The organism is Pseudarthrobacter sp. L1SW (assembly GCF_020809045.1).
Taxonomy (GTDB): Bacteria; Actinomycetota; Actinomycetes; order Actinomycetales; family Micrococcaceae; genus Arthrobacter.
Genome location: NZ_CP078079.1, coordinates 3,748,754 through 3,760,618, shown reverse-complemented (window position 1 = coordinate 3,760,618; position 11,865 = coordinate 3,748,754). Strand labels below are relative to the sequence as shown.

The window sequence follows — 11,865 nt, the reverse complement described above, 5'->3', positions numbered from 1 at the left end:
GAGTTGGGGGGGGGGGCAGGGGTGGGGAGTCAGGCGTGGGTTGGCTCTTCCACCAGGGCGGTGGCAATGCTGTCCGCGTCCTCGAGGGCGGCCAGGTAGCGTTCCGCGTCGAGGGCGGCCGCGCAGCCGGTGCCGGCGGCGGTGATCGCCTGCCGGTAGCGGTGGTCCACGGCGTCCCCGCAGGCGAAGACGCCGGAGAGGTTGGTGACCGTGGTGGGGGAGTCCACCTTGATGTACCCCTCGTCGTCCAGGTCCACCTGCCCGGCCACGAGCTCCGTGCGCGGGACGTGGCCGATGGCGATGAAGATACCGGTGGCAGCGTGCTGGCGGGTTTCCCCAGTGCGGGTGTCAGTCAGCGTGACGCCCGTGACCTTGGTATCGCCGTGGATGGCCGTGACGGCGGAGTTCCAGGCGAAGCTGATTTTGGGGTTGTCTTTGGCCCGCTGCGCCATGATGCGGGAGGCGCGGAGCTCGTCCTTGCGCACGACGACGGTGACGGACTTTCCGAAGCGGGTCAGGAACATTGCTTCCTCCATCGCCGAGTCGCCGCCGCCGACAACAATGATGTCCTGCTCGCGGAAGAAGAACCCGTCGCAGGTGGCGCACCAGGAGACGCCGTGGCCGCTGAACTTCTTCTCCTCCGGCAGGCCGAGCTCCTTGTAGGCGGAGCCGGTGGCGAGGATGACGGCGGGTGCCTCGTGCACGTCGCCGCCGCCGGTGACCACACGCTTCAGGTGGCCCGCCAGCGAGACCTTCGTGACGTCGTCGAACACCACCTGCGCGCCGAACTTCTCCGCCTGTTCCTGCAGCCCGTCCATGAGCTCCGGGCCCTGGATGCCGCCCGGGAAACCGGGGAAGTTCTCCACCTCGGTGGTGTTCATCAGGGCGCCGCCGGCGGTGACCGAGCCGGCCAGGACCAGGGGCTTGAGCCCCGCACGTGCGGCGTAGATAGCCGCGGTGTAGCCGGCGGGGCCGGAACCGATGATGATCAACTGTTCTGTGGTGGCTGCTGTGTTCACGGTCTCGCTCACGGGATTCTCCTGATGCTCGGGATCTGCAGGTTGGCGCTACTTGGCGGCGGGGGCCAGGGACGCGATCAGTTCCTCGATCCGGCCCCTGATCTCGTCCCGGATGGGTCGGACGGATTCCACGCCCTTGCCCGCGGGGTCTTCCAGGACCCAGTCCTCGTACCGCTTGCCGGGGAAATAAGGGCATTCATCGCCGCAGCCCATGGTGATGACGACGTCGGATTCCTTCACGGCTTCGGTGGTCAGGACCTTGGGGACCTCGGCGGACATGTCGATGCCCACCTCTGCCATGGCCTCCACGGCGGACGGGTTGATCTTGTCCGCGGGCTGGGACCCTGCGGACCGCACCTCGATGGAACCCTTGGAAAGGCTGGTGAGGAAGGCGGCCGCCATCTGGGAGCGGCCGGCGTTGTGGACGCAGACGAACAGGACGGACGGTTTCTTGGCGGTTTCGGTGCTCATGGTGTTCTCCGGGGGGTAGCGGTGGTCAGACGGTAGCGGTGGCGGGGCTGAAGAAGCGCTTGCGGGCCCAGAGGGCCGCATACACCAGTGCAACAAGTGCGGGCACTTCAATCAAGGGGCCGACGACGCCGGCAAGGGCTTGGCCGGACGTCACGCCGAAGGTGCCAATCGCCACAGCGATGGCCAGTTCGAAGTTATTGCCCGCCGCAGTGAAAGCCAGCGTGGTGGTCTTGGCGTAGCCAAGGTCCAGCCATTTGCCGAGCAGCATGCCCGAACCGAAGACCACCACGAAGTAGACCAGCAGCGGAAGCGCGATGCGTGCCACGTCCAGCGGGCGGGCCGTGATGGTGCTGCCCTGCAGGGCGAACAGGAGCGTGATGGTGAACAGCAGGCCGTAGAGAGCCCACGGGCCGAGTTTGGGGAGGAAGGTGCCTTCGTACCAGTCACGGCCCTTGGCCCGTTCGCCGAGGGTGCGGGTGAGGAAGCCGGCCAGCAGCGGGACGCCCAGGAAGATCAACACCGAGAGCATAATGGCCCAGAAGGAGAAGTCCGCGCTGGTGGTGGGAAGGCCCAGCCAGGACGGCAGGAGCTGCAGGTAAAACCAGCCCAGCGCGCCGAAGGCAACTACCTGGAAGACGGAGTTGATGGCCACCAGGACGGCAGCGGATTCACGGTCCCCGCAGGCGAGGTCGTTCCAGATCATCACCATGGCGATGCACCGGGCCAGCCCCACGATGATCAGGCCGGTCCGGTACTCGGGAAGGTCCGCCAGGAAAATCCAGGCCAGGACGAACATGAACGCCGGGGCCAGCAGCCAGTTGATCACCAGCGAGGAGACCAGCAGTTTCCTGTCGGCAAGCACGCGGCCGGCTTGGTCGTAACGGACCTTGGCGAGCACCGGGTACATCATGACCAGCAGGCCGACGGCGATGGGCAGGGACACTTCGCCCACCTGGACCGCTTCCAGCGCCGTGTTGAGGCCGGGGACCAGGTTGCCGAGCAGCAGGCCCACCGCCATCGCGGCGATGATCCACACGGGGAGGAAGCGGTCCAGGGTGGAGAGCCTGCCGACGACGGCCTCTTCCCTTTGGATGGGCGGTGTCTCGGTGCGGGTGCTCACGGGTCTCCTGTGCAGGTCAGCAGTTCGCCGGATGGGCGATAGATTGATAAGAATCGATATCTGAAGTATCCCCAGCTATATCGATGAATGTCAATCTATTGCATAATAGATCCATGAACCCCGTGCAGACTCTTGAGCCCGCCGTCGACCCTTCCTGCTGCGTTCCGTCGGCGAAGCCCGTGCTCAGCACGGAAGAGGCACACCGGAAAGCGCTCGTCTTCAAGGCTTTGGCTGATCCCAACCGCCTGCGCCTGCTGTCCATCGTCAAGGCGGAGGAGTCCGGGGAGTCCTGCGTCTGCGACCTGACGGAGCCCCTGGACCTTGGCCAGCCGACTGTCTCGCACCACCTGAAGATCCTGGTGGAAGCCGGGATCCTGCACCGCGAAAAGCGTGGCACGTGGGCCTACTACTCCCTGGTGCCGGGCGCGCTGGACGACGTCGCCGGGATCCTTTCGGCGCTATAGCTCGTGCCGCCGGTGGTCGGCGCCGCGCATCCGCACGGCCACCATTACCCCTGATGCTGCGGTGATGACGGCCACGGCCGCCACCGCCGCGGGTATGCCGTAGGCGTCGGCCAGGATGCCTGAGAGCAGTGCCCCAACGGCGAAGCCGGCATCGCGCCACAGCCGGTAAATGCCGATGGACCGCGCCCGCCACAGGGGATGGGCAACGTCGCCGATGGCGGCCAGCAGCGTGGGATACACCATTGCGGTGCCCGCGCCCAGCAGGACGACGGCGGCGAGCCAGATTGCGAAGTCCTGTCCGACGGCGACCATCGCCAGTGCGGCGGCCTGGACCAGCATGCCGCCTGCGATGAGGGGTTTGCGGCCGATCCGGTCCGAGAGCAGTCCCGTGACCATCTGACCGGCGCCCCAGACGGCGGGGTATACGGCGGCGAGGATGCCGACGTGTTCCAGGCTCAGCCCTCCTGACGTCACAAAGAGGACGGGGAACAGGCCCCATGCCAGTCCGTCGTTGAGGTTGTTCACCATGCCCGCCTGGCTGACGGATGACAGCGACTTGTCCCGGAAGCTGGTCAGCGAGAAGACCTCCCGGGAACTGAGGCCGCCATGGGTTCCGGCGTGGGCGGATTTATGGTTCGCGGCCTCTGCCTTGACATGGTGGTGGGTCTCGCGGACAGCCAGCACGGACAGTCCAAGGCCGATGGCGATGAAAGCCGCACCCAGCAGGAACGGCCCCGGGCGCAGGCCGAAGGAGGAAGCGATGTAGCCGGTGGCAAGGGCAGTCCCGGCAACCCCAAGGTAGCCGGCCGCTTCATTGAGTCCCATTGCCAGCCCGCGGCGCTCCGGGCCCACCAGGTCCATCTTCATCATGACCGTGGTGGACCAGGTGAGGCCCTGGCTGACCCCCAGGATCACATTGGCCGCAACGATCAGTGCCCAGGAATTTCCGAAAATCAGGAGCAGCGGGACCGGCAGGGCAACAAGCCAGCCTGCGACGAGCACCGGTTTGCGGCCGTAGCGGTCGGAGAGGGTCCCGGCGAAGTAGTTGGTGGCAGCCTTGGCTACGCCGAACGCCAGGATGTACGTCAGCGCACTCGTGTAATGGTCCAGCCCGAACACTTCGTCGGCCAGGAGCGGCAACACGGTTCGTTCCTGGCCAAGGGTGCCGCCCACCAGTGCGTTGACGGCCACCAGCAGCATGAACTGCGCCAGGTTTTGGCGCAGGCCCAGCACAAGGCCACGGTTGGCGGATTGCCGGGCTGCGGGCTTGGTGGCAGGCATTGGTTGTCCGTTCGCAGGGTCTCGGGGTCCGGGGTGGAAGGTGCCCGGGCGGGAGGGGTGTCCCGCCCGGACGGGTGCCCGGGATGAACGGGGGTTCCATCCCGGGCGCGGTACCCGGGCGGAGGGGGAACCACCCGGGGGTCCTTTGGGTTAGTTGGCGGGAACCGCGGTGCGCTGTTGCTGCTGCCAGGCGCTCCAGCCGGCGTAGCTGCCGTCCAGTTCGACGACGTCGTACCCGCCCCGTCGCAGCGCGCTCGCCGCGACGGAGTTCCGTACGCCGCTCTGGCAGTAGGTCACGATGGTGCCTTCCGCGGGCAGCTCGTCCAGGTGCCACATGACGCGGCCCCCGCTGAGCTGGTGTGATCCGGGGATGTGCCCCGCGGTGTGTTCGGTCCTGTTGCGGACGTCCAGGACCATGGCGGCGTGGAAGTCCGCGAGCTCCCCGGGCTGGATAAGCCTCGGGGTGGACGCTGGGAGTCCTTCGATGCTGGTGACATAGCCGGCGACGTTGTCGATGCCGACGCGCACCAGGTGGTCCCACATGTCCTGGGCCTGTTCCTGGTCCGGTGCCAGCAGTACCAGCGGGTTCTTGTCCGTCTCCGGGTTCACCACCCAGGCGCCGTAGCTGGCCACCGACTTGCCGGCCGGGACGTTCAGGGAACGTGCCACGGTGCCTTCGTGGACCTCGCTGTTGGGGCGGGTGTCGATGAAGGTCAGGGTGTCCTCTGCCAGGCCGGCAGCAACAGTTGCGGTTGCGAGTTCGGCCAGCGGCGCGCGTTCGCCCATCACCGCGGGTCCCTCGCGGTTTTCGCGTTTCATCCGGCCGAAGTAGGCGTGGGCATCGGGCTGGCCGTCGAGGAGTTCATTGATGAAGCCCTGCTCGTCGTTGGCGGCGAGGTAGGGGCCCCACCAGGAGTAGAGCCGCTCGTAACCCACGGTGGATGACGGGATGGCGCCGAGGGCCTTGCCGCAGGCGCTGCCGGCGCCGTGGGCCGGGTGGACCTGGACGTAGTCCGGCAGGGTCAGGAACTTGTCCCGGAGGCTGGCGAAGAGCTGCTTGGCACCTTCGAAGCGGGTGTCGATGCCGCCCGCGGCCTCGTCCAGCAGGTCCGGGCGTCCCAGGTCGCCGGAGAACACGAAGTCGCCGGAGAGCAGGTAGCCGGGCTGGTCGCTGAAGGCGCCGTCGGTGACCAGGAAGGACAGGTGTTCCGGCGTGTGGCCGGGCGTGTGTACTGCCTTGATGGTGATGTTGCCCAGGGTGATGGCGTCGCCGTCGTACAGCCGTTCGCCGTCGAACCCGTACTGCCAGTCCGGGCCGCCCTCGCCGGACACGTAGATCTTGGCGCCGGTGGCGGCAGCAAGTTCCCGGGTTCCGGACAGGTAGTCGGCGTGGATGTGGGTTTCGGTGACGGCCACGATCTTCATGCCGTTTTTGGCGGCGAGGTCCTGGTACACCGCGATGTCGCGGCGGCCGTCCACCACGATGGCTTCACCCTTGGCCTGGCAGCCGATCAGGTAGCTGGCCTGGGCGAGGTCTTCGTCGTAAATGCGCTCGATAAGCATCTGGGGCTCTCCTTTGTCTAAAGGGTGGGGGGAAGTCGTAGGTGTGCTCTGGTATCAATGCTAATACCCCTGGGGGTATATCGCAACGAGGGATGTGCCTCGCTGGGATGGCCTGGTTCAGGCCGGCTGTCGGGCTGCATCCGCGCGGAGCTTGTCCATGTCCAGCTTCTTGACTTCCTGGATGACTTCTTCCAGGCCGGTGGCGTTGAGCGCTCCGGGCTGGGAGAAGACGAGTTTCTTGTCCTTGAAGGCCATGAGGGTGGGGATGGACCTGATGTTGGCCGCGGCGGCCAGGGCCTGTTCGGCTTCGGTGTCCACCTTGGCGAAGGTGATGTCCGGGTGCCGTTCTGCCGCGGCGCCGTAGGTGGGGGCGAACATGCGGCAGGGGCCGCACCACGCTGCCCAGAAGTCAACGAAGACAATGTCGTTGTTCTCCAGGGTCTCAGCGAAGCTCTGTTCCGTGACGTCGATGGTTGCCATGGTCTTGCGTGTCCTTTCGGGCTTTTGTCTTAGTGGTTTTTGCGGGGTTCTTTGGGATCAGGTGGTGGGCAGGCCGGCGCGGGTCCAGGCGGTCATGCCGCCGGCCATGGTGTCCGCTGTGTAGCCGGCGCCGTTGAGCGCGTCAGCGACGCGGGCCGAGCGGTTTCCGCTGCGGCAGACGGCGATGACCGGAACTGCCGGGTCCAGCTCGGACAGGCGTGCCTGCAGTTGCCCCATGGGGATGTGCAGGGCGCCGGGGATCATGCCTTCGGCCACCTCAAAGTCCTCGCGGACATCGAGGATGCGGGCGCTGGAACGCCGTTGTTCTGCTTCGGTGACGGTGATTTCAGCCATTGGTTTCTCCTTCGAAAATGGTGGTGGTTGTTTAGCGGACCGGCTCGCCGGCCTGGCGCCAGGCGTTCATTCCGCCGCGGATCGAGTAGGCCTGGTATCCCTTGGCAGCCAGCAGCCGGGCTGCCGATGCGGAGCGGACCCCGGAGGCGCAGACGGCGATCACGGGCTTGTTCTTGTTGATGCCGGCGGTGCTGGCCTGGAGCCGGTCCAGGGGAACGTGCTTGGCCTGGGGTGCACGTCCGGAGCGCCATTCCTGGGCTGAGCGGACATCCACCAGCGTGGCGCCCGAGCCCAGGAGTTCCTTGGCCTCGGCAACCGAGACCGTCTTGTAGGGCTTGCTGAAGGCTTGCTTCAGGGAGCTGATGAAACCCATGTTGTTCTCCTTGGTGCTTGCGGGTGGTTCAGGCGGGGGAGGGGACGCTGCTGCGCCGCCCACTCCGTTTGCGCAGCGGGCACGAGCTGATGAAGAACCAGCAGACTCCGGCGCTCGCTCCCGTGAGGGCTGCCACGCCAGCAGCGATGAACCAGCGCAGGTCGGCCGGGGCCTGCTGGACGAGGACGAACGTGCCCATGGCCAGGACGAACCAGCCGAAGGCCTTGCGAAGGGCGGCCTCGGGGATCCGGCCGGCCAGCTTCGACCCCATGAGGCTGCCAACAATGGCCGCGGCAGTCACGCCGAGGGTTACGCCCCAGTCCAACTGGACGGTGGTGAGGTAGCCGGCGAGTCCCGCGAAGGACTTCATGGCAATGACCACCAGGGAGGTCCCCACGGCAACGGACATGGGCAGGCCGCCCAGGAGCGCCAGGGCCGGGACCACCAGGAAGCCGCCTCCGGCACCCACCAGGCCGGTGACCAGTCCGACGACGGCCCCGTCCAGCAGCACCCTGCCAAGGGGAAGCTCATGCTTCACCGGTGCGGCGCCGCCGTCGTTCTTCTTCTTCTTCCGCCCGCGAAGCATGGCCACGGAGGTGGCCACCATCATGACCGCGAAGGCGATGAGCAGGATCTGGCCGGGGATGTGGCCGCCAAGCAGGCCGCCGACGAACGCGCCGGCCATTCCGGCTGCGCCGAAGATCAGGCCGGTCCGCCACATCACGCGGCCCCCGCGGGCGTGGCTGAGCACGCTCACCGCGGACGTGACGCCGACGACGAACAGCGACGCCGCGATGGCTTCCTTTGCCTCGAACCCGGCCACGTAGACCAGGATCGGCACGGTCAGGATGGAGCCGCCGCCGCCCAGGACGCCGAGCGAGAGTCCGATGACTACCGACAGGGCAAGGACCAGGATGAGGGTGAGGGTCATGACGCCTTGGCCTCGGCGTTTACCTCGGTGTTGACGGGCAGGGCAAGGATGGCGCTTTCGCGGGTGGGTTCCTTGGCGGCCTTGTTCCACGGCATGGCGGAGATGGCCTGGCCCATGGCGCAGGTGTTGGTGGCCGCCGAGAACGTCAGTCCGGTTCCGATGACGCCGGCGAGGGTCCGGATCTTCGGGGAGACGAACTTGCCGCCAGCCAGGCCCAGGACCACCAGGGAGCCGGCCACAAGGCGGACCTGCCGCTCCAGGTCCCAGCGGTCCTTGCCCTTGACGACGTCTCCGCCGGCCGCGGCGAAGCCGGGCGCCCCGCCGGTCAGAACGTAGGCGGTCTCAATTCCGGCCTTGGCAAGGCGCTGGCGGGCCTGCTCGGCGCGCACGCCGGACTGGCAGACCAGGACCACGCGGGAACCCAGCCGGGCGGCGAGCTCGTCGGTGTGCTCGGATAGCAGCGGCAGCGGCACGTTGTAGGAGCCGCGGATGTGCATGGACTCGAATTCTGCGGCGGAGCGCACGTCGATGACCACGAGGTCCTGGTGCTCTTTGAACCAGGACTGGAGGGTTTCCGGAGCGAGTGCGGTGACGGCGGTTGCCGTGGAAGGGGAAGTCATTGCTGGCCTCTCGATGGGGGATGGTGAATACCCCACCGAGTATTACAGATACCCCCGGGGGTAGTCAAACACCCCGAGGGGTATATAGTTGAGGACAAGAACCCCACCTACGGAGACTTCATGGAACTCGACTCGACTGAACTGGCCCCAGTGGTCAACCGCCTCAAGCGCGCACAGGGGCAGCTCGCCGCGGTGACGCGCATGCTGGAGGAGGGCCGGGACTGCAAGGACATCGTCACGCAGCTGGCCGCGGTATCGAAGGCCCTGGACCGGGCCGGCTTCGCCATCATCGCCAGCGGCCTGGAGCAGTGCATCGTCCGCGAGGACGCCACCATGGACAGGAAAGAGCTGGAGAAGCTCTTCCTCTCCCTCGCCTAACCAGGCGGTATCACAGAAACCGCGCCGGGTGCAGGTCCCCCAACCTGCCCCGGGCGCGGTCCTCTTTAACGGGCGCAGTCCTCTTTAACGTCAGTAGCTGCCAGGGGTTTCGCTGCCGGGGCGCGGGACATATTTTGCAGCGAGGGCTTCGGAGCCCCGGGCGAGGAGTGCGACGTCGGCGCCCACCAGGATGAAGTCCGCACCTTTGTCCAGGTAGTGCTGGGCGGTGTCCGGGTTGAAGGCGTTGACCCCCGCCGGTTTCCCGGCTTCCCTCGCGGCCGCCAGGCAATGTTCGACGGCGGCGCGCACTTCGGGGTGTTCCTGCTGTCCCAGCAGGCCCATGGAGGCGGCGAGGTCGGACGGGCCCACGAAGATGGCGTCCACGCCGTCGACCTTCAGGATGTCCCCGACTGACTCCACCGCCGCCGTCGACTCGACCTGGACGGTGACGCTGATCGTCTCGACTGCCCGCGCCAGGTAGTCCGGGACGCGGTTCCAACGGGCCGCCCGGGCCAGGGCTGACCCGACCCCGCGCACGCCCTGCGGCGGATAGCGCGTTGCCGCCACTGCCGCCTCAGCCTCCGCCGCGGAGTTGACCATGGGGATGAGCAGGTTCTGCACGCCCAGGTCCAGGTACTGCTTGATCATCACGGTGTCGTTGACCGGCGGGCGGACCAGGGTGTGGACCGGGTAGCCGTGGATGGCCTGGAGCTGGGCAAGGATGGATTCCAGGCCGTTGGGGCTGTGCTCGGCGTCCACCAGGAGCCAGTCCAGGCCGGACCCGGCGCACAGCTCAGCGATCAGCGGGCTGCCGGAGCATACCCACATCCCGGCCAGCGGACGGCCTGCCTTGCCCGTTTGCTTGGCGAGGGCGTCGCGGAAGGTGTTCCCTAGTGGAAGCGGCATGTGACGCTCCCCAGGGGCCCGTAGTCGGCGTGGATGGTGTCCCCCTTGTAAACCCAGAGCGGGCGGGTGAAGGAGCCGGCCAGGATGATGTCGCCGGCTTTCAGCGAATCCCCGTGGGCGGCGATCTTGTTGGCCAGCCAGTGCACCCCGTTGGCCGGGTGGTCCAGGACGCCTGCAGCCACCCCGGTCTCCTCCACGGTCTGGTTCTTGTACAGGATGGCGGACACCCAGCGGAGGTCCACCGCGTCGGGTTTTACGGGCCGGCCGCCCACTACCATCGCGCCCATCGCCGCGTTGTCCGAGATGGTGTCCACGATGGTCCGGCCCTCCATCTCGATCCTGGAGTCCAGGATTTCGAGGGCCGGGACCACGTAGTCGGTGGCGTTCAGGACATCAAAAATGGTGCAGCCCGGGCCCTTGAGCCCTTCCTTGAGGACGAACGCGAGCTCCACTTCCACCCGCGGGTGGGTGTACTGGTCCCACACCACGGAGCACCCGGTTTCCAGCACCATGTCGTCGAAGATGGCACCGTAGTCCGGTTCGGTGATGCCGGTGGCGTCCTGCATCGCCTTGGACGTGAGGCCGATCTTCCGGCCCACCAAGGTCCTGCCCGCTTCCTCGTTCCGGCGCCGCCACAGCTGCTGTACCGCGTAGGAGTCCTCCACGGTCATGTCCGGGTAGCGGGCTGTCAGTCGGGGAACGGGTTTCCGGTTGCGGCCGGCCTCAAGCAGTTCGTCCGCTATGGCCTCGATCGTGGTGGCATCCAGCATGGTTTAGACCTGCGCCCCCAGCTTGAAGCCCGTCCGGTCGCCTTCCGGGGAGCCGTCCTTGCGCGTGTAGGAGAAGCCGTCCGCGCCCACGGTGACCGCCATTTCGCTTTTCTCTTCACGGACGACGACGGGCTGCGGGTTGCCGTCCAGGTCCAGGACCAGGGAGGCCTCGGTGTACCAGGAGGGGACCACGGGGTTGCCCCACCAGTCGCGGCGCTGGTTGTCGTGGACGTCCCAGGTGATGGTGGGGTTGTCCGGATCGCCCGTGTAGTAGTCCTGGGTGTAGATCTCCACGCGGTGGCCGTCCGGGTCCAGGATGTAGAGGTAGAACGCGTTGGATACGCCGTGCCGTCCGGGGCCGCGCTCAATCCGGTCGCTGATGCGCAGGGCGCCCATCTTGTCGCAGATCTGGATGATGTTGTGCTTCTCGTGCGTAGCGAACGCGACGTGGTGCATGCGCGGTCCGTTCCCGCCGGTGAGGGCCGTGTCGTGGACGGTCTGCTTGCGGTGCATCCACGCGGCGTACGTGACGCCGTCGGAATCCTGGATGTCCTCGGAGACCCGGAAGCCGAGGTCCTCGAGGTATTTGCGGCCGCGTGGGACGTCCGGGGTGACCTGGTTGAAGTGGTCCAGGCGGACCAGTTCACCGGCGGAGTAGAGGTCGTAGCGCTGGGTGAGGCGCTCCACGTGCTCCACCTCGTAGAAGAACTCGTAGGGGAAGCCCAGCGGGTCCTCCACGCGGACAGAGTCGCCGACGCCCTTGGTGAAGCCTTCCTTGCGGCGTTCGGTCCGGCAGCCGAGTTCCCTGTAATACGCTTCGGCGGCGTCCACCTCGGCGGGGGATTTCACCCGGTACGCGAAGGCTGCCACGGCGGCAACAGGCCCCTTGCGGAGCACCAGGTTGTGGTGGATGAACTCTTCGAGGGTGCGCAGGTAGATGTTGTTCTCATCCTCCTCAGTCACGTGCAGGCCGAGCATGTCCACGTAGAACGCGCGGGACTTGGCGAGGTCGGTGACCACGATTTCCATGTAGGCGCAGCGGACAATGTCCGGTGCCGGGACGGAGGGGGTGGGGACGAAGTTGGTCATGATGGTCTCTCTTCTTTGAAAGGTTCTTCCCCAACTGGGTCGCACT

At 66.8% G+C, this 11,865-nt stretch carries 15 protein-coding genes; 2 read left to right on the top strand and 13 right to left on the bottom strand.

Annotated elements, in window-relative coordinates; translation table 11 throughout:
• Positions 1–29 precede the first annotated feature (29 nt).
• The 3 genes from trxB to arsB are packed head-to-tail and all read right to left on the bottom strand — an operon-like array spanning position 30 to position 2,508.
• Entirely contained in the window at positions 30–1,031 is a 1,002-nt protein-coding gene (gene trxB / locus KTR40_RS17450; protein WP_370633149.1) for a thioredoxin-disulfide reductase, read from the bottom strand.
• Between the two features lie 36 nt (positions 1,032–1,067).
• Positions 1,068–1,490, bottom strand: coding sequence for an arsenate reductase ArsC (locus tag KTR40_RS17445; RefSeq protein WP_139030746.1), 423 nt, complete (start codon positions 1,488–1,490; stop codon positions 1,068–1,070).
• Between the two features lie 25 nt (positions 1,491–1,515).
• The gene (gene arsB, locus KTR40_RS17440) at positions 1,516–2,508 is read right to left on the bottom strand and encodes an ACR3 family arsenite efflux transporter (protein ID WP_255708934.1); all 993 of its coding nucleotides are present in this window, start codon (positions 2,506–2,508) and stop codon (positions 1,516–1,518) included.
• 215 nt (positions 2,509–2,723) lie between these two features.
• Between arsB and KTR40_RS17435 the strand changes: the two genes are divergently transcribed.
• On the top strand, positions 2,724–3,074 hold the full coding sequence (locus KTR40_RS17435; RefSeq protein WP_139030744.1) for a helix-turn-helix transcriptional regulator: 351 nt from the start codon (positions 2,724–2,726) through the stop codon (positions 3,072–3,074).
• Here KTR40_RS17435 and KTR40_RS17430 read toward each other — a convergent pair.
• The 7 genes from KTR40_RS17430 to KTR40_RS17400 form a co-directional block, all read right to left on the bottom strand.
• Entirely contained in the window at positions 3,069–4,355 is a 1,287-nt protein-coding gene (locus tag KTR40_RS17430) for an MFS transporter (protein ID WP_228404537.1), read from the bottom strand. The two genes, KTR40_RS17435 and KTR40_RS17430, sit on opposite strands and share 6 nt — an antisense overlap.
• A gap of 150 nt (positions 4,356–4,505) precedes the next feature.
• Positions 4,506–5,918, bottom strand: coding sequence for a rhodanese-like domain-containing protein (locus KTR40_RS17425; RefSeq protein WP_228404536.1), 1,413 nt, complete (start codon positions 5,916–5,918; stop codon positions 4,506–4,508).
• A 117-nt stretch (positions 5,919–6,035) separates the two neighbouring features.
• Positions 6,036–6,398, bottom strand: a complete 363-nt coding sequence (gene trxA, locus KTR40_RS17420) for a thioredoxin (RefSeq protein WP_228404535.1) — start codon at positions 6,396–6,398, stop codon at positions 6,036–6,038.
• A gap of 57 nt (positions 6,399–6,455) precedes the next feature.
• Positions 6,456–6,752 carry a rhodanese-like domain-containing protein gene (locus KTR40_RS17415; protein WP_139030740.1) on the bottom strand — a complete coding sequence of 99 codons (297 nt, stop codon included), beginning with the start codon at positions 6,750–6,752 and terminating at the stop codon, positions 6,456–6,458.
• Between the two features lie 31 nt (positions 6,753–6,783).
• Entirely contained in the window at positions 6,784–7,125 is a 342-nt protein-coding gene (locus KTR40_RS17410; protein WP_139030739.1) for a rhodanese-like domain-containing protein, read from the bottom strand.
• 28 nt (positions 7,126–7,153) lie between these two features.
• Positions 7,154–8,056 carry a sulfite exporter TauE/SafE family protein gene (locus KTR40_RS17405; protein WP_139030738.1) on the bottom strand — a complete coding sequence of 301 codons (903 nt, stop codon included), beginning with the start codon at positions 8,054–8,056 and terminating at the stop codon, positions 7,154–7,156.
• The gene (locus tag KTR40_RS17400; protein WP_228404534.1) at positions 8,053–8,676 is read right to left on the bottom strand and encodes a rhodanese-like domain-containing protein; all 624 of its coding nucleotides are present in this window, start codon (positions 8,674–8,676) and stop codon (positions 8,053–8,055) included. The genes KTR40_RS17405 and KTR40_RS17400 overlap by 4 nt, the downstream gene beginning before the upstream one ends.
• A 120-nt stretch (positions 8,677–8,796) precedes the next feature.
• Here KTR40_RS17400 and KTR40_RS17395 point away from each other — a divergent pair, with 120 nt between their 5' ends.
• The gene (locus tag KTR40_RS17395) at positions 8,797–9,054 is read left to right on the top strand and encodes a metal-sensitive transcriptional regulator (protein WP_104999301.1); all 258 of its coding nucleotides are present in this window, start codon (positions 8,797–8,799) and stop codon (positions 9,052–9,054) included.
• A gap of 90 nt (positions 9,055–9,144) precedes the next feature.
• Here the strand turns inward: KTR40_RS17395 and KTR40_RS17390 are convergent, their stop codons facing one another.
• Genes KTR40_RS17390 through hpaD form a run of 3 tightly spaced genes read right to left on the bottom strand, consistent with a single transcriptional unit; the run spans position 9,145 to position 11,819 of the window.
• Positions 9,145–9,960 (bottom strand): HpcH/HpaI aldolase/citrate lyase family protein, encoded by an 816-nt coding sequence (locus KTR40_RS17390; RefSeq protein WP_228404533.1) that lies wholly within the window; start codon positions 9,958–9,960, stop codon positions 9,145–9,147.
• The gene (gene hpaH, locus KTR40_RS17385) at positions 9,945–10,730 is read right to left on the bottom strand and encodes a 2-oxo-hept-4-ene-1,7-dioate hydratase (RefSeq protein ID WP_228404532.1); all 786 of its coding nucleotides are present in this window, start codon (positions 10,728–10,730) and stop codon (positions 9,945–9,947) included. The genes KTR40_RS17390 and hpaH overlap by 16 nt, the downstream gene beginning before the upstream one ends.
• Positions 10,731–10,733: 3 nt before the next feature.
• Positions 10,734–11,819, bottom strand: coding sequence for a 3,4-dihydroxyphenylacetate 2,3-dioxygenase (gene hpaD, locus KTR40_RS17380; RefSeq protein WP_228404531.1), 1,086 nt, complete (start codon positions 11,817–11,819; stop codon positions 10,734–10,736).
• Between the last annotated feature and the right edge of the window lie 46 nt (positions 11,820–11,865).